The organism is Streptomyces sp. NPDC086549 (assembly GCF_044746205.1).
Classification (GTDB): domain Bacteria; phylum Actinomycetota; class Actinomycetes; order Streptomycetales; family Streptomycetaceae; genus Streptomyces.
Genome location: NZ_JBIVBS010000011.1, coordinates 12,403 through 27,700 on the forward strand (window position 1 = coordinate 12,403; position 15,298 = coordinate 27,700).

General features: G+C 68.4%; 14 protein-coding genes and 3 pseudogenes. 10 read left to right on the forward strand and 7 right to left on the reverse strand.

Translation table 11 applies throughout. From position 1 onward, the window contains the following. The first annotated feature begins 308 nt into the window (after nucleotides 1-308). Both ACIPSA_RS29960 and ACIPSA_RS29965 read left to right on the forward strand, forming a co-directional pair. Nucleotides 309-851, forward strand: coding sequence for an NUDIX domain-containing protein (locus ACIPSA_RS29960; protein WP_402639918.1), 543 nt, complete (start codon nucleotides 309-311; stop codon nucleotides 849-851). Between the two features lie 65 nt (nucleotides 852-916). Then, nucleotides 917-1,615: a hypothetical protein gene (locus ACIPSA_RS29965; protein ID WP_402639920.1), complete on the forward strand. Its 699-nt coding sequence runs from the start codon at nucleotides 917-919 to the stop codon at nucleotides 1,613-1,615. Nucleotides 1,616-1,647: 32 nt separating this feature from the next. Here ACIPSA_RS29965 and ACIPSA_RS29970 read toward each other — a convergent pair whose 3' ends face one another. Next, on the reverse strand, nucleotides 1,648-2,532 hold the full coding sequence (locus ACIPSA_RS29970) for an LLM class flavin-dependent oxidoreductase (RefSeq protein ID WP_402639922.1): 885 nt from the start codon (nucleotides 2,530-2,532) through the stop codon (nucleotides 1,648-1,650). A 71-nt stretch (nucleotides 2,533-2,603) separates the two neighbouring features. Between ACIPSA_RS29970 and ACIPSA_RS29975 the strand changes: the two genes are divergently transcribed. Further along, the gene (locus ACIPSA_RS29975; protein ID WP_402639924.1) at nucleotides 2,604-3,743 is read left to right on the forward strand and encodes a toll/interleukin-1 receptor domain-containing protein; all 1,140 of its coding nucleotides are present in this window, start codon (nucleotides 2,604-2,606) and stop codon (nucleotides 3,741-3,743) included. A 298-nt stretch (nucleotides 3,744-4,041) separates the two neighbouring features. On the opposite strand, the gene ACIPSA_RS29980 is transcribed toward ACIPSA_RS29975, so the two are convergent. The 4 genes and pseudogenes from ACIPSA_RS29980 to ACIPSA_RS29995 all read right to left on the reverse strand — a co-directional run bounded on the left by ACIPSA_RS29980 (nucleotide 4,042) and on the right by ACIPSA_RS29995 (nucleotide 6,478). Next, nucleotides 4,042-4,422, reverse strand: coding sequence for a VOC family protein (locus ACIPSA_RS29980; RefSeq protein ID WP_402639926.1), 381 nt, complete (start codon nucleotides 4,420-4,422; stop codon nucleotides 4,042-4,044). Nucleotides 4,423-4,623: 201 nt separating this feature from the next. Next, nucleotides 4,624-4,775, reverse strand: a pseudogene (locus ACIPSA_RS29985) (IS481 family transposase); the annotation flags it as partial. A gap of 196 nt (nucleotides 4,776-4,971) precedes the next feature. Then, nucleotides 4,972-5,433, reverse strand: coding sequence for an SRPBCC family protein (locus tag ACIPSA_RS29990; protein ID WP_402639928.1), 462 nt, complete (start codon nucleotides 5,431-5,433; stop codon nucleotides 4,972-4,974). A gap of 40 nt (nucleotides 5,434-5,473) precedes the next feature. Then, nucleotides 5,474-6,478, reverse strand: coding sequence for an aldo/keto reductase (locus tag ACIPSA_RS29995; RefSeq protein WP_402639930.1), 1,005 nt, complete (start codon nucleotides 6,476-6,478; stop codon nucleotides 5,474-5,476). 144 nt (nucleotides 6,479-6,622) lie between these two features. Here ACIPSA_RS29995 and ACIPSA_RS30000 point away from each other — a divergent pair, with 144 nt between their 5' ends. Further along, nucleotides 6,623-7,537, forward strand: a complete 915-nt coding sequence (locus ACIPSA_RS30000; protein ID WP_402639932.1) for a LysR substrate-binding domain-containing protein — start codon at nucleotides 6,623-6,625, stop codon at nucleotides 7,535-7,537. A gap of 306 nt (nucleotides 7,538-7,843) precedes the next feature. On the opposite strand, the gene ACIPSA_RS30005 is transcribed toward ACIPSA_RS30000, so the two are convergent. Then, entirely contained in the window at nucleotides 7,844-8,782 is a 939-nt protein-coding gene (locus tag ACIPSA_RS30005; RefSeq protein ID WP_402639934.1) for a cupin domain-containing protein, read from the reverse strand. 111 nt (nucleotides 8,783-8,893) lie between these two features. Between ACIPSA_RS30005 and ACIPSA_RS30010 the strand changes: the two genes are divergently transcribed. The 5 genes and pseudogenes from ACIPSA_RS30010 to ACIPSA_RS30030 form a co-directional block, all read left to right on the forward strand. After that, nucleotides 8,894-9,742 carry an NmrA family NAD(P)-binding protein gene (locus ACIPSA_RS30010; protein WP_402639936.1) on the forward strand — a complete coding sequence of 283 codons (849 nt, stop codon included), beginning with the start codon at nucleotides 8,894-8,896 and terminating at the stop codon, nucleotides 9,740-9,742. Continuing rightward, on the forward strand, nucleotides 9,739-10,185 hold the full coding sequence (locus ACIPSA_RS30015) for a nuclear transport factor 2 family protein (protein WP_402639937.1): 447 nt from the start codon (nucleotides 9,739-9,741) through the stop codon (nucleotides 10,183-10,185). The genes ACIPSA_RS30010 and ACIPSA_RS30015 overlap by 4 nt, the downstream gene beginning before the upstream one ends. A gap of 136 nt (nucleotides 10,186-10,321) precedes the next feature. Continuing rightward, a pseudogene (locus tag ACIPSA_RS30020) lies at nucleotides 10,322-11,083 on the forward strand (helix-turn-helix domain-containing protein); the annotation flags it as partial. A gap of 10 nt (nucleotides 11,084-11,093) precedes the next feature. Continuing rightward, complete coding sequence (locus ACIPSA_RS30025; RefSeq protein WP_402639939.1) at nucleotides 11,094-11,552, forward strand: GNAT family N-acetyltransferase; 459 nt, start codon at nucleotides 11,094-11,096, stop codon at nucleotides 11,550-11,552. 103 nt (nucleotides 11,553-11,655) lie between these two features. Then, a pseudogene (locus tag ACIPSA_RS30030) lies at nucleotides 11,656-11,853 on the forward strand (transposase); the annotation flags it as partial. A gap of 921 nt (nucleotides 11,854-12,774) precedes the next feature. On the opposite strand, the gene ACIPSA_RS30035 reads toward ACIPSA_RS30030, so the two are convergent. Then, the gene (locus ACIPSA_RS30035) at nucleotides 12,775-13,575 is read right to left on the reverse strand and encodes an alpha/beta fold hydrolase (protein WP_402639941.1); all 801 of its coding nucleotides are present in this window, start codon (nucleotides 13,573-13,575) and stop codon (nucleotides 12,775-12,777) included. Nucleotides 13,576-13,706: 131 nt separating this feature from the next. Between ACIPSA_RS30035 and ACIPSA_RS30040 the strand changes: the two genes are divergently transcribed. After that, nucleotides 13,707-15,047 carry a PLP-dependent aminotransferase family protein gene (locus ACIPSA_RS30040; RefSeq protein ID WP_402639943.1) on the forward strand — a complete coding sequence of 447 codons (1,341 nt, stop codon included), beginning with the start codon at nucleotides 13,707-13,709 and terminating at the stop codon, nucleotides 15,045-15,047. The last annotated feature ends 251 nt before the right edge of the window (nucleotides 15,048-15,298 follow it).

Sequence of the window (15,298 nt, forward strand, 5' to 3'; positions counted from 1 at the left end):
CCCACCCGAGAGGAGAGCATACCTACCGGCAGGTAACAACATATGTCCAGGTCAGGGACACGGAAATTCTGTGAGGTGCGTGCCGCTCCGACCACGGGCCCACGCCGTCCGCTGCGACTGCCCCCCCGTGCAACAAAGACATGGGTGGGGTGGGGTGCGCGTACGCATGAGGAACTCCCGGCGGCCGGGGACGGCACACGGAACTGCACCGGACGCAGTTCGAACAGCGGGCCCTGGCGGCGACGGACATCGCGGAGGCTTCGGAGGCGATGGCGTAGGCGGCAAACGCCCTGGGCAGGACTTCCCGCATGGAGACGCGAGGACCATGGCGCAGACACGGGCGCGAGCAGCTGTGCACGACACCGCGCCTGGTGGCCTACCGCGACGAGATCACACTGCCGGACGGCAGTCCGGGCCACTACGACTGGGTCCAGGTCCCGGACATGGTCCGGGTCGCGGCCCTGGTCGACGGTCGACTGCTGGTGATCGAGCAGTACCACTACCTCACCGGAACGATGTGGCAACTGCCCGGCGGCAGCATGGAGCCCGGCGAGCGGGACAGCGTTGCCACCGCACAGCGCGAACTTGCCGAGGAAACCGGCTACCGCGAGGGCCGCTGGACCCCGCACGGCGCCCTGCACCCGATGCCCGGACTGACCCCGGCCCGGGTCCACCTGTGGAGCGCCGACGGCCTCACGCCGGGGTACCCGTCGCCCGAGCCGGGTGAGACGGACCTGAAGGTGCGTCACATCCCTCTGGACGACGCCGCGCGCGCCGTGCGCGCCGGTCGGATCACCTGTGCGCCCAGCGCCGCCCTCGTCCTGAGGATGGCGGCCTCCGGCGAGTACTGACACGCTGTCCGTGGCCCGTGCCAGGTGTGGCGACGGGACGTGGGACTCGGGGGGATGGACGCAGAGTGTCGACACGTTGGGAGGCATTTCGGCAGGGGCTGCGCCGTCACGGTCTCCGCCTTTTGATCGCCCTGGTGATCGGCGCCGCCACCGGCCTGGCCGTGTTCAGCATCGGCCAGGTGACCGGCCGCAACCTCTTCATCATCACCGGCGGCCTGGCAGGCGTCCTCACGGTGTCGTTCATGCAGTTGTACGGGCGCGCCGCCCGGCTGAGCGAGATCACGGTCAAGGTCCCGCAGGTCAGCGACCTGACATTCGTCGTGAACAACGACTCCCGGCAGATGGCCTGGCATCTGTTCGTGGAGACGGCCACCCGCGTTTCCACCCAGCCGCTCGGCCACGACGAAGGACTCGTGCGCGAGGCGCTCACCTCGCTGTACGGCTTGTTCACCACCACCCGCGACACCTTGAAGGCCGGCCGCCCCTCAAAGGCCGTCCCCGGCGGTCACACCGTCGAATACCTCGCCATCACCATGCTCAACCAGGAACTGCGCCCTTTCCTCTCCCTCTGGCACCCCCGGCTGCACGCCTACGAACTGGCCCACCCGCACGGACCCGAGGCGGCCTGGACCCGTAATGCCGAGTGCCGCGCAGCTCTCCACGCCGTCCAGCGCGACCTCCACGCGTATGCGCTCGGCTTCGCGCAGCTCGCGGGGGTGCACGATCCCAGGACCCTGCTGGGCGGCCCGGAAGATGCGGCGTGAGGACGCGCGGAGGAGCGACGGCACCGGGGGCGTCATCGTTCACGTACGACGGGAATCACCTCCTTCGCCAGCTCTTCCAGGGCGTCGGGCTGGGAGTGGACGGGCCAGAGGACCAACGTGTCGAAGCCGGCCTCGGCGATGCACGCGAGATGCTCCGCGACCTCTTCGGCCGAACCTGACAGCCGGGACGGGGAGGGGCGCTTGCGCGGATCGATCTCCAGCGGAACATTGCAGGCGAAGGTCAGTTCCGCCCGGTCACGTCCCACCGAGGCCGCTCGCTCGGCGATGCGCTCCAGCCGCTCCTTGGCCTGCCGCCGGTCGAGGTGGTGGTACGAGGGGAGCCAGCCGTCGGCTCGGGCCGCCACCAGATCGAGCATCCGGTCTCCGTACGCGCCCAGCCAGATGGGAGGCCGACGCACCGCCAGAGGGTTGATCGACGCGGCGTCCATGTGCCAGGCGCGGCCCTCGTAGGTGAACGGCGCCTGTTCCCAGAGCCCCGTCATGACGTCGATGGCCTCGCTGAGCAGCGCCACTTTGGCGGTCGGGGTGCGCTCCGGGAGCCCGAACGCGCGCGTCGCCCTGTCGTCCCCACCGGCGCCGAGGCCCAGGATCAGCCTGCCTCCCGACAGCCGGTCGAGGCTCTCGGCCATCTTCGCCACGACCCCCGGGTGCCGGTACGCCATGGACAGGACCGAGGGGAGTGCCCTGATCCGTGTGGTGGCCGCGAGTATCCAGGTGATCGCGGTCCAGCACTCGACGGACGGCCCGGTGGCGCGCGTGCCGGCCGAGGAAGGGTGGTCCGGGTGCACGGCCACGACGCCGAAGCCGAGGGCCTCGGCGGACCGGGCGGCGCGGGCGATCTCCTCACCCGACCCCGACGACGTATCGATCATGACGCCGAACTCCAGTTCCGGCATGCCCGCTCCCGAGATCCGATCGATCGGTCCTGGCACGATATCCGTCCTCTTAAAGGACGCAACAGATCGCGATGTGCAAGCACACGGCGCAATGGCGCGAAGAGTCCTGCCATTTGGACCCCGCTCGCTACGCTGTGGACATGGCCGACGGGAATCTCCTGCGGATGCTCACTCGGGGTACGAGATTCTGGAACGAACACCGTCCCCCGCCGGACGCGCAAAGCGACCTCACCCATATCCGTATCAGTAACGCGGTACTGCGGGAGATCGACCTGAGGAACGTGGACCTCAACGGTCTGGCCCTCACCAATGTCGACATGCGGGATTCCGACCTGTCGGGATCCCGCATGAACGGCGCCCGGTTCCATCATGTCCTCCTCGACGGCGCCGACTTGACGGGCGTTGAGATCAAGGGCGGCGAGCTCACCAGGGTCTCGCTGCGTCGGGCCGTGCTACGGAACGTCTACGTACGACAGTTGACCATCCGCTTCAGCAGCCTGCGTGACGCTGACATGTCCGACGCGGTGTTCGACTTCAACGTTCACATCTACAACAGCGACGTGACCCGTCTGCGTGCGGAAGGGATCACCTTCGAACCGGGAGCCGGTTGCCTTCTGCGGCGCTTGGACGGGGACTCCGGCCGACTGGAGCGACTGGCCGAACTCGGGTTCCATGTACAAGAACCGTATCGGCCACTTCGCGAGGAGTGGCCGGACTTCGACGACTTCGAGATCCACGCGGACGACGAAGAGCGTGACCTGGTCGAGTACGAAGGAATGATCTACCCGATCAGCGAGGGGAGATACGACTTCTTCGTCAGTCATGCGAGCGTCGACAAGGAGCAGATTGCCCTTCCGCTCTCCCGGAGACTCACGGAGCTGGGATTCCGTGTCTGGATCGACCAGGAAAAGATCCGTCTCGGCGACGACCTGGCCAGGGTGATCGATTTCGGCATCTCGTCATCGCGCTATGGCGTGGTCGTGCTCAGCCAGGACTTCATCGGGCGGCGCTGGACAGAACGGGAATTGACGGCACTGAGCCGTTCGCAGATGTTTCTTGTGCTGCACGGGATCGAACCCGAAAGACTTGAGGACATCAGGCCCGGCCTGAGCGACCGGCTGGCACTGTCGACCAGCCTGGGCGTGGACGAGGTGGCCAGCCGTATCGCCCATGCCGTGCGCACCCGCCGTCTCCATCTTCCCGTGGAGTGAGGTCCGGTCCGGATCCATCTGCGGACCGCGAACCCCGTCGAGTCGGCCTTCTCGACCGTGAAGCTTCGGACCACGGGCACCGGCGGTGCTGGCAGCCCGGCCGACGTCCTGGCGATGGTGCTCAAGCTGATCGAGTCCGCCCAGGAACGCCGGCCGACGATCGCGGGGCCACCGGGTCGCGTCGGCCAGATTCACGCCTGGTGGGCCGGCGACACCCGGTGTGGGCAAGCCGCCTCGCGGCCCACGGTAGCCGTCGACCTTGAACCGAGGCTAGGGGCGCACCGCGGACACAGAGCCGTCAGAGCGGGTTGAGGCGCGCCTTGAGCAGGCAGAACTCATTGCCCTCGGGGTCGGCAAGCACGTGCCACTGCTCCTCGCCGGTCTGGCCGATGTCGGCCGGGCGCGCCCCGAGCTTCAGGAGGCGTTCGAGCTCGGCGTCCTGATCGCGGTCGGTGGGGTTGACGTCGATGTGCAGCCGGGTCTTCCCGGGCTCCGGCTCGTCCCTGCGGCTGAGGATGATCGTCGGCTGCGGGCCGCCGAATCCTTCGCGCGACCCGATCTCGATGCAGTCGTTCCCTTCGCGATCGAGCACTACGAAGTCCAGGACCTCGCACCAGAACCGCGCCAGCACCTCGGGGTCGCGGCAACCGAGCACGAGCTCACTGATACGACATGCCATCGACGAAACCTACTCTCAACGGGGGAACTGCCGGGGCGGCCGCGCGCGGAACCCTCGGGCTCCCCGCAGCGGGAACATGATCGAGACCGTACCGGGCGAGGCGAGCAGGCGCGAAGGGTTTTGCGATCCTCGCCTCGCCCGGCCGAGCCGCCAGGCGAGGACCGATGGCCGCACGGTGAGAAGGCTGAAGTCGGTTGCGCCTCAGGTGTGTTGACCTGAAGCGTTGTCGGCACAGCCGATCGGTGGGGGGAGACGCCGAGTGCGGTGTGGCAGCGGTGGTGGTTGTAGTTGTGCAGGAAGTCTGCCAGGGCTGCGGCGCGCTCGTCGTAGCTGGCATGGGGCCGCAGGTAGGCGATGACCTGTACGTTCCGGCCACGGTGCCGGTGTTTCCCGGACCACCACAGGCGGACATCGAGGACAGCGGTGCAGGTGACACTGGACGGCACGTGAAGCCTCTCGGCCGGGACATGATCTTCGCAGACCCGTTCCTGCCAGGGCTTCACGCACATCTGACGCCGGGGCACCACCCCGACCACCCGCAGCACGTGGTCACGCACCGCTACCATCGCATTGCCGAGAGGACCTCAGCTCCTGCACATTCAGGGTGGCCAGCAACGCAGCCAGTCCGTCGGTGTAGATGCCATGGAACAGGGCCTCGGCTTCAAAGTCGCTGACGCCGACGGGAGTGAACGATCCGGTCCATTCCACACGTGAGGTGTCGGGTGCTCCTTCGACAGCGTGCACGGTCAGCGTGGAGAAGTAGTCGGTGACCGGGAACGGTGCCCGCTCGATGGCGTAGGAGTAGGTGCGCTTGTCGTGATCGAAGGCCTTGAGGCGTTCGACGATGACGTCGCCGCCCTCGTTGGTCAGGTGACGTACGCGACCGCCCTCGCCGAGTTCGCTCTTGGGGATGTAGGGGAGCCAGTCGGGAAGGGAGTCGAAGCCGCCGATGAGCTGCCAGACGTAGTCGGCGGATCGGGGGACGTCGATGGAGACGGTGGTGGTCGCCATGGTGTGCTGTTCCTTTTGAGGGAGGAGTTGCGGGTAGGGGTCAGGGCGTGGGGGCCTCCGGAGCGATGAGCCGCTCTTCTCGCAGAGCCGCCCAGAAGGCGGCCGGGACATGCTCGTCGAGGGCTGCCATGTCTTCGGCGATGCGGCTGGGTCGGGTAGCACCCGGAACGACCGCCGCGGTGGCGGGGTGGGCCAGCGCGAACTGCAGGGCCGCGGCCTTGACGCTCACACCGTGTGCGGCGGCGAGCGTCTTGATCCGCTCGACCTTGGCGATGATGTCGGCCGGGGCCTTCTGGTACTCGAAGTGCCGGCCGCCGGCGAGGATGCCGGAGCTGTAGGGCCCGCCGACGACCATGTCGACGTTCTGCGCGGTAGCCGCCGGCAGCAGGCGCTGCAGGGATCGACTGTGGTCAAGAAGGGTGTAGCGGCCTGCGAGGAGGAATGCGTCGGGCTGGGGCTCGTCCAGGTCCAGTGCGAGTTCTATCGGCTCCACGCGATTGACGCCCAGGCCCCAGGCCTTGATGACGCCCTCATCGCGGAGCCGCTGCAGGACGCGGAACGCGCCGGTACGGGCCGTCTCGTAGACGGACAGCCACTGGTCGCCGTGGAAGTCCTGGGCTACGTCGTGCACCCAGACGATGTCGAGACGGTCCGTCTTCAGACGCTTGAGGCTGTCCTCGATGGAGCGCAGGGTGGCATCCGCCGTGTAGAGGTCGACCATCTTGTTCGGCCGACCATGCTCGAACAGACCGCCCTTCTCCCCCAGATCGCGGGCGGCGGGATCCTCCAGCTCGTCCAGAATGACGCGGCCGACCTTGGTGCTCAGCACGTACTCGTCGCGCGGCCGGTCGGTCAGCACTTCACCGAGGCGGATCTCGGACAGGCCAGCGCCGTAGAAGGGCGCGGTGTCGAAGTAGCGAACGCCCTGGTTCCAGGCGGCCTCGACCGTTGCGGCAGCCTCCTCGTCCGGGATGCTGCGGAACATGTTGCCGAGCGGCGCCGTGCCAAAGCCCAGGGAGCCCGACAGAAGGGACTTGATGCCCATGAGGAAGATCCCTCTCTGCATTGCGGTACGCGGAGTTTGAAGCGTTTTGCCACAGTCCGCGGCTCTTGCTCTGTCGAGGTTAGGATCGAGCAGTCAGACTGTCCAAGACTTGCTTGGACAGACTTGAGTCTCGGAGGGTCTCACATGCTTGACCTGCGGCAACTTCGCTATTTCGTGGTCGTCGCGGAGGAGGAGCACGTCGGCCGTGCGGCAGATCGTCTCCACATCTCACAGTCGCCGCTGAGCCGACAGATCGCCCAGCTGGAGAAGAACCTCGGCTTGGTCCTGTTCGAGCGCGGCCAACAGCGCATCCGCCTCAGCTCCGACGGCCACGTCTTTCTCTCGGAGGCACAGGCACTGTTGAGGCACGCGAACCGGCTGGAGAATCTGGGCCGACGCCTGGGCCGCGGCGAGGAAGGCGGCCTGTGCGTGGGCTACGTCAGCGATGCCATGCACACCGGTGTGCTACCCCTTGCGCTGCGTGAGCTGCACAGCGAACGGCCGGGAATCCACGTCGCGCTCTACGACCTGACAGCAGCGGAGCAATTCGAGGGACTGCGCCAGCGCAGCCTGGACATCGCGCTGGTAGCGCAGGCGCCGCCGGAGGCAGACCCGGATCTGCGCGGCGCGCTCCTGGTCAAGGACCCGCTGCTTCTGGCGATGCCGAGCAGTCACACCCTGACCGAGAGCACGGAGATCCCGCCTGCGGCTCTGGAAGCCCAGCCCTGGGTCGCCGTCGAGAACAGCCAGGACCCCGCCTGGAGGGACGGCTTCGTCGCTTCCTGCACGGCCGCCGGATTCACTCCCGACATCCGACTCGAAGCACCCGACTCCCTCGCCGCCCTCGGCCTGGTCGCCTCCGGCCTGGGCATGGCGCTGGTGCAGGAGAGCATGCTGCGCAACTGTCCGCCGGGGGTCACCGTCCGCCGGCTCCCCTGGTTCGAGAGATCCGTGCACCTGTGGGCCGCCTGGCACCAGGTCGACCTTCGTCCCGTCGTCACGTCCTTCCGTGCGACCGTCCTGAAATCCGGCAGTGCCAGTGCGCCGTTCTCGCCGTGACGGAGAGCTCTGCGAGGCGTGGCCCAGTTGACCGTTCCATAACGGCCCTACACAGCGACTGTTCGTCACAGCTATCTCACCCCACCATTGTTACCATCAGTAAGTTGCCGGTAGCAACAGTGATGAGCTCGGGTTACTCCACAAGATGGCCCTGCTTCAAGATGGCCCTGATTCGGTAACTCTCCGCGACCACTCCCCAAGATCTGTGCCGGAACCCTAATAGCCACTGATTGGCAAGGCCAAGGCGGCGGGCCGGGCTGTGCGGTGTTCACCGGCTCGCGGATGCGGACCGTTCATGCGGGCTGCTCACGGGCCGTGGTGCGTGACGAGCGAACGCGTGTCTGCGGTTGCCCGTTCCCGCTGGCGCCAGGCTCCGGGTGGATCTCCGTGGTGGCGGCGGAAGGCCGCCGCAAAGGCAAAGGGCGAACCGTAACCGACGGCATCGGCGATCTGGGCCAGGCTGAGATCGTCGGCGCGCAGGTGGTCGCGGGCGAGGGTCATCCGCCACTCGGTCAGGTACTGCATGGGGGCCTGGCCGAGCGCCTCCCGGAAGGTCCGCGCGAAGGCGGCCCGGGACAGGCCGCTGATCGCAGCGAGTTCGGGGACCGTCCACGGATGGGCCGCGTTCTCGTGCATGGCCTGCAGCGCGGCGCTCAGCCGCGGGTCCGCGGACGCCCGGTACCAGCGCGGTGCGGTCGCGCTGCGGTGGAAGTCGTTGCGGATGGCCAGCACGAGAAGCAGGTCCAGCAGGCGGTCCAGCACGATCTGCTGGGCTGGTTCGGTACGGACCAGCTCACGTGAGAGCAGGGTGATCACGTCCCGGAGGGGATCGTCGATGGCCGCCGAGAGGGTCATGACCTGAGGCAGTGCGTCCAGCAGTCCGCTGCCGACCTCGCCGGACAGCTGGTAGGCGCCGCACAGGAAGACGGTGGCCTGCGGGTTGTCACCGGGGGCCGCCTGGGCGTGCCGGGCCCGGAACTCCTCCGGTTCCAGGCAGTCGGCTCCCGGCTCGTGCCCGATGTAATGGTCCGGCCCGCCGCGCACCAGGGTGACGGTTCCCGGTGAGAGCTCCACAGCGCTGCCTGGGGTGTCCAGCCAGAGCCATCCCCGTCCGCGGACGACCGTGTGCACCGCGAGCTGGATCGAACCGCCCAGCCGCAGCCCCCAGGGCGGCTCGGCAACCGTCCGCGCGAAGACGGCGCCGGTGGCGCGCGCCCGCACCAGGTGGTCATACAGCAGGTCCATGGCAGCAGACTGAGCGGAACGAGTGTGGGGGTCAAGGTAGTGAGAGCTTCGCGTAAAAATTCGAGCGGAGCACGCATGGATTGACTCGCCCGGAGTGCCGATCATCGAGTCATGAGCAACGAAGCACCCACTGCACTCATCCTGGGCGGCACCGGCAGGAGCGGCTCGCTGTTGGCCGGCAAGCTCGCCCAAGGGGGAATCGCCACCCGTACCGCGTCCCGCCGCGGAGCCGACGTCCGGTTCGACTGGGACGACCCGGCCACCCACGCGGATGCCCTGGCCGGCGTGGACCGCCTCTATCTGGTGACCCCCGTCCTGCGCGTCCGGTACGCCGACCAGGTCGCCGCCTTCCTGGACCTCGCCGAGGCCGCCGGCGTACGCCATGTCACCTTCCTGAGCACCTACAACGCCGACCAGGCGCCGCAGGGGGTCGACATCGCCGCCGTCGAGGCCGATCTCGCCGCCCGGCAGGCCCTGACGTCCACCGTCCTGCGCCCGGCATGGGTGATGCAGAACTTCGCCGACGACCACCTCCCGGTCATCGACGGGGTGATCACCGCCCCGAGCGGCGGTGGCAGAGAAGCCTTCGTCGACGCGGCCGATATCGCGGCGGTCGCGGCCAAGACGCTGATGGACCCCGTCGCCCACGCCGGCACCACGTACACGCTCACCGGTCCGCAGGCCCTCACCTTCCGTGAGGCCGCCGACACCATCGCCTCCGTGAGCGGCCGACCCGTCTTCTACCACGACATCGATCAGGAAGCCTGGATCAACGGCGCACTCGCCGCAGGCGCCCCCGCGGACTACGCGGTGATGCTGCACTGGCTCACCAGCGCCATCATCTCCGCCAACGGCTCCAAGCCCACCGACGACATCGAGACAGTCACCGGCCGGCCGCCGACCGCCTTCCGCGAGTTCGCCGAGCGCAGCGCCCACGCGTGGACCGTGGAGGCGAAATGAGCAAGACCGTCAGCGACAACGCCGCTTTCGGAGCGAACAGCCCGTTCTTCCGCATCATCAAGGAGGGGCTGGAGGGCCTCGTCGACGGGGAGGACTACTTCGACCTCCTCGCCGAGGACGTGGTCTTCGAATACGTGATCTCCGTGCCGGGGTATCCCAGGCGGGTCGAAGGGCGGCAGAACATCGTCGACCTGTACAGCGACTACGGCAACTACATGAAGTTGGACAGCGCGGACAACCTCTGCGTACACCGGGACCCCGAAACCTCGGTGGTCGTCCTGGAATACGAAGTGCACGGCACGTCGGTCCAAACGGGCCGGCCCTACGACAACCGCTTCGTCTCCATCGCCGCCATCAAGGACCGCAAGGTGACGCACTGGCGTGACTATCTCGACCCCGTCGCTGTGTTCGACGCATCGGGATGGCCGCAAGGCCGCCGCTAGTGCTGTGACCGCGTAGGTTCACCGGGTTCTGCTCCGCGTTGAGGCTGGGGCCGATGGGATGGGGGCGGACATCCCATCCAGTGTGCGGAGACGTGGTGGCAGAGCCGATCAAAGTTCGCCGACTGACGGATCAAGAGGGAATCGGGTCCCGGTCATCGCCCGGCTGGTCGCGGCCGATGAGGGCACCGTCCGGGACGTCATCCACCGCTTCAACGAGATCGGCCTGGCATGCCTGGGCCCTCGGTGGGCGGGAGGCCAGCCTCGCCTGCTCAACGCTGACGACGAGGACTTCGTCATCACGACGGCCACCATTCGCCCGGCCAAGCTCGGCCAGCCGTTCACCCGCTGGTCGATCTGCAGACTCTGCGCCTACCTGTGCAGGGGCCACGGCCGGGTAATCCGTATGGGCCACAAGGCCCTGCGCTGCCCACTGGCCCGACGCGGCATCACCTTCCAGCGCACCAAGACGTGGAAGGGAGTCCACCGACCCCAAGCGCGACACCAAACTGGACCGCCCGACGGTGCCCCCATCTACGTGATCATGGACAACCCGTCCGCGCACAGGGGCACCAAGATCCGCACTTGGGCGAAGAAGCACCCGGTAGAGCTGTGCTTCACCCCTACCAATGCCTCCTGAGCCAACCCGATCGAGGCGCACTTCGGACCCCTACGGCAGTTCAGCCTGGCGAACTCCAACCATCCCAACCACACCGTGCGGACGCGGGCCCTGCATTGCTACCTGCGCTGGCGCAACGCCAACGCCCACCACCCCGACATCCTGGCCGCCCCGCGCAGGGAACGCGCCCGCATCCGCAGCGAGAGGGGCATCCGGTGGGGCCGCCCCGTCGCGCGAGCGGCGGGGTTAATCCAGGTGCAACCCGTGAGCCCTGCCTCATGACCTCGGCCCCATGACTGACCATGCCCTCGTCCCCGACGACTTCGTCGTCCCCGCGGACCTGATCACCTCGCAGTTCCGTCTGGAGCCTCTGGGACCCCAGCACAACGTCGCCGACCACGCCGCCTGGACCAGCAGCATTGAACACATCCGTGCGACCCCGGGCTTCCAGGACCGAGGATGGCCTCCTGCGGACGGGATGACCCTGGAGGCGAACCTCGTCGACCTGCAGCGTCACGCGGACGACTTCGCTCAGCGCCGCGGATTCACCTACACCGTCATCGAGACCGCTACTGGCGAGGTGATCGGTTGCGTCTATATCTATCCCTCCCGCAACGACGACCACGACACCGACGTCCGCTCCTGGGTCCGTGCCGACAGAGCCGAGTTGGACGCGCCCTTGCACGCGGCCGTCACGACCTGGCTGTCCACGAACTGGCCCCTCGGAACTCTCAACTATCAGCCCCGCTGACCACCTTGTGATCCCACAGCGACCAGCCACACCGACCCCTGCGGGACACCTGGCCTTCGGATGTTGGCGCTGTTCGTGGCGGATGTGTTCGCGTCGGTACCGCGGCAGGGCCAGCGGGCCAAGGGCGTACTGCGGAGCGTTGGGCAAGCAGGCGAACTGCCAGGTGGCGGTCAGTGTCCACGCCGCGACCGACACCGCCTCCTGCCCTCTGCAGTGGCGGCTGTTCCTGCCCAAGGAGTGGGCGTCGGACACCGGCCGGCGAACCCTCACCCGCGTCCCGCCCGAGGTCACGCACCGTGAGGTGCGCTATGTCCGCCCCTCCCCGCTGTTCACCAAGGAACCGTCGCGTGCCGGCTGCGTCACGCCCGTCAATTCCCTCAGTCCCCCGTTCTCCCGTTTCCCCGTCGCGGTTTGATGCCGTCCTTGGTAAGGCCTTCGCTGGCCTGCCACGACTTCGTGGCGGCCTTCGTGCAAGGAACTCCGTCGCGGTGATCGTGCCCGGCTTCGGGCACGGCCAACGTTTCGGAGTATGCCCGGGACCGGCAGGCGGCCTCCACCTCGAGTACGCGGTGGTGGAGGCCGTGGAGTGGGAGGAGACGCGGGCATTCCTCTGCGCAGGCACGTGTGCTGCCGCCACCGCGGCGGCGGTTCGCAAACTGAGGCAGAACTGGCGGCAACTCGCCGAACGATTCGGGACGAGCGGCTTCAGTTTCGTGTACGAGCTTGCGTTGGACAGCGAGGCCATGCGCCACCGTGCCCTGGACATGGGGCGGTTGCAGCAATGCAAACTGCTTGACCATCCCCGGCGAGATGCCGAGCAGGAACGTGCCGGGGGCCGGCTTGCCCTCCGGCGCGTGCGGCCGGACGTCCGGAGGACTGGGGTGGACGAGAGGTAGACGTTGGCGGCGGTGCCGATCGCGACCGGGCATCCGCCGGGCGCCCACCCGGACGATCTCATCCAGCAACGAACTACAACTTGCCCTGCTGCCGTCCTCGTTGACCACCGTAAGCACGGGTGCGCCTTCCCGACCGACGCTGCAACGTCCGCCCCACTCGACGATCTGTCGATCGGTCCATCGGGGAGGTACGCCTCCTCTCGCAGGCCCATCCACCAGTCCTGAGCATGCTCCAGGAACACCGCGACCCAGTGCACGGCCCTGGCCCAGCACAGTTGGGCCGGTTACCTCGCCGCACCGAGAGAGCCCTGCCTACTGCCGGGCCTTCATACGTCCGCCGCCCCCAGAAACCGCCGCAGGATGTCGTTGAACTCCGCCGGACGTTCCAGGTTGGGCAGATGCCCGGCGCCCTCGATCACCGCCAGCCGTGATCCAGGAACGGCCCGGTGCATCGCCTCTGCCTCGGGGACGGGGGTGTACTCGTCGTCGCTGCCGACAACGATCAGCGTGGGCACCCGGACACCGGCCAGCACGGCGCCGTAGTCCGGGCGCTGTGCGCGTCCGCGCAGCGCGGCGGCGGCACCCTCGGGGGAGGTGCCACGCATCATCCCCAGGACATGGGCGGCGACGGCCGGGAGTCCGGTGACGTTGTGCGGCGCGATCATCTTGTCCAGCACTTCGTCGGCGTATCCGGCCATGCCCTCCGCCAGCAGACGGACGGCCATCGTGTCGCGCGCCCGCTTCCCCTCCTCAGTCTCGGCGCCGGGGAAGGTGTCGCAGAGGATCAGTCCCGTCACCCGTTCCGGAAACAGCCGCTGGAACTCCATGACGATCTGTCCGCCCATCGACAGCCCGCCGATGAGTGCTTCCTTCACCCCGAGACGGTCGAGCAGGGCCGCGACATCACGGGCGAAGGTCTCCAGCGGGGTGATGCCCGGGATCACCTCGCTCCCACCGTAGCCACGGAGGTCCGGGACGATCACCCGTCGGCCGGCAGCGAATTCGGCGAGCTGGGGCGCCCACATCGTACGGTCGAAGGGATGGCCGTGCACCAGCACCAGGGGGGTGCCGCCGGCTCCCTCGTCGTCGTAAGCGACGGTGATGCCGTTCACGGACGTCACTGTCATATATATCCCCTTTCCTTCATATGTCCGGCGTGCGCGAGGCGTTGATCGTGATGCTAGGCGGCCTCTGCGAATCGGTGCAATAAGATCTTTGCTCTAGGTGCAATGCTGGCTTTGTTCAGAAGGGACCGCCGATGGAGAACTTCCGCACGATCGCCGACGCCGTGGCGGCCGACATCACTGCGGGTCGGCTGCGCCCCGGCGACCAGCTCTCCACCCAGCGGGCCTTCGCCCGGCGACATGGAATCGCCAACTCCACGGCCATCCGCGTCTACGCCGAACTCGCCCGCCGTGGTCTGGTCGTCGGCGAGGTCGGCCGGGGCACCTTCGTCCGCGCCGCCCCGCCCCCCAGCGGCCCGGCGCTCGCCGAACCCGCGTCCCAGCGCATCGACCTGGAACTCAACTACCCCGTCGCCGAAGGTCAGTCCGAGCTACTGGCCACCGGCCTCGCACCCATGCTGCGCCCCGATGTCCTGGCCGCCGCCCTGCGCCCGCTGACCGCCGCCGGCACACCCGCCGCGCGCGACAGCTTCGCCGCGCTGCTGGCCCGTCCCGCCTGGCGGCCCGAACCCGGGCGACTGCTCTTCGCGGGCAACGGCCGCCAGGCCGTCGGCGCCGCCATCGCGGCCCTCGTGCCACCGGGCGGCCGGCTCGGCGTCGAGGCCCTCACCTATCCGGTGGTCAAAGCGGTCGCGGCGCGGCTCGGCGTCAGCCTGGTCCCCATCCCCTGCGACGAGGACGGACTGCGTCCCGACGCCCTCGCCGAAGTGCACCGGGCGGCCCCGCTGCACGCCCTCTACCTGCAGCCGACACTGCAGAATCCGCTGGGCATCACCATGTCCGAGCACCGCCGTGCCGAACTCGCGGAGATCCTCTGCCGGCTGGGCCTGCATGCCGTCGAGGACGCCATCTGGGCCTTCCTCCGTGTGGACGCCCCGGCCCCGCTCGCCGCCTTCGCGCCCCGGCACACCGTTCTCGTCGACAGTCTCTCCAAGCGCCTCGCGCCCGGCCTCACCGCCGGTTTCGCCGTCACCCCGGCGGAGCTCAGCGGCCCCGTTTCCGCTGCCCTGCGCTCCGCCGGTGCCACCGCCACCGGCTTCGCCCTGGACGCCGCCTCCCGCTGGATCGCCGACGGCACGGTGGCCGCGGTCATGGCCGCCAAGCGGCGGGACGCAGCCGCACGGAACCTGATCGCCGCCCGCCGCCTGACCGGCTTCTCCGTAACCGCCGACCCCCATGCGTACTTCTGCTGGTGGCGGCTGCCCGAGCCCTGGCGCGCCGAGACCTTTGTCGCCGCCGCGGCCCGCCACGGCATCGCGGTCACTCCCGCCGGCGCCTTCGCCGCTGGACGGGGCAGCAGCCCGCACGCGGTACGGATCGGCCTCGCCTCACCGTCACCGCAGACCCTGGACCGAGCACTGGGCACACTCGCGGAGATCGCCCAACGCGGCCCGGAGGACAGCTCCCCCGACTGAGCACAGACGGCGGCGGACCTTGGCGAGTTGCCCGCACCTGCCAGTGGGCAATGCCCCAACTCACGCCGCCCGGCATGCGGCGAACAGGCATCGCGAATCTTGGAGCTTCCTCTCCACCGCATGACGCTCGGTACGGCGTCGCTGACCCGCTGAGGGGCCACGATGGCGAGGCTGTCCAGTTCGTTCACCGTCTCCAGCGCGGAGTCGTCACACTCCGGGCACAGGGGACCGAACTCATCCGCCGAAGAATC

Coding starts and splice junctions, on each gene's coding strand:
- ACIPSA_RS29960 (WP_402639918.1), top strand. CDS start 309: ATGGAGACGCGAGGACCATGGCGCAGACACGGGCGCGAGCAGCTGTGC.
- ACIPSA_RS29970 (WP_402639922.1), bottom strand. CDS start 2,532: ATGCCGGAACTGGAGTTCGGCGTCATGATCGATACGTCGTCGGGGTCG.
- ACIPSA_RS29975 (WP_402639924.1), top strand. CDS start 2,604: ATGTGCAAGCACACGGCGCAATGGCGCGAAGAGTCCTGCCATTTGGAC.
- ACIPSA_RS29980 (WP_402639926.1), bottom strand. CDS start 4,422: ATGGCATGTCGTATCAGTGAGCTCGTGCTCGGTTGCCGCGACCCCGAG.
- ACIPSA_RS29990 (WP_402639928.1), bottom strand. CDS start 5,433: ATGGCGACCACCACCGTCTCCATCGACGTCCCCCGATCCGCCGACTAC.
- ACIPSA_RS29995 (WP_402639930.1), bottom strand. CDS start 6,478: ATGGGCATCAAGTCCCTTCTGTCGGGCTCCCTGGGCTTTGGCACGGCG.
- ACIPSA_RS30000 (WP_402639932.1), top strand. CDS start 6,623: ATGCTTGACCTGCGGCAACTTCGCTATTTCGTGGTCGTCGCGGAGGAG.
- ACIPSA_RS30005 (WP_402639934.1), bottom strand. CDS start 8,782: ATGGACCTGCTGTATGACCACCTGGTGCGGGCGCGCGCCACCGGCGCC.
- ACIPSA_RS30010 (WP_402639936.1), top strand. CDS start 8,894: ATGAGCAACGAAGCACCCACTGCACTCATCCTGGGCGGCACCGGCAGG.
- ACIPSA_RS30015 (WP_402639937.1), top strand. CDS start 9,739: ATGAGCAAGACCGTCAGCGACAACGCCGCTTTCGGAGCGAACAGCCCG.
- ACIPSA_RS30025 (WP_402639939.1), top strand. CDS start 11,094: ATGACTGACCATGCCCTCGTCCCCGACGACTTCGTCGTCCCCGCGGAC.
- ACIPSA_RS30035 (WP_402639941.1), bottom strand. CDS start 13,575: ATGACAGTGACGTCCGTGAACGGCATCACCGTCGCTTACGACGACGAG.
- ACIPSA_RS30040 (WP_402639943.1), top strand. CDS start 13,707: ATGGAGAACTTCCGCACGATCGCCGACGCCGTGGCGGCCGACATCACT.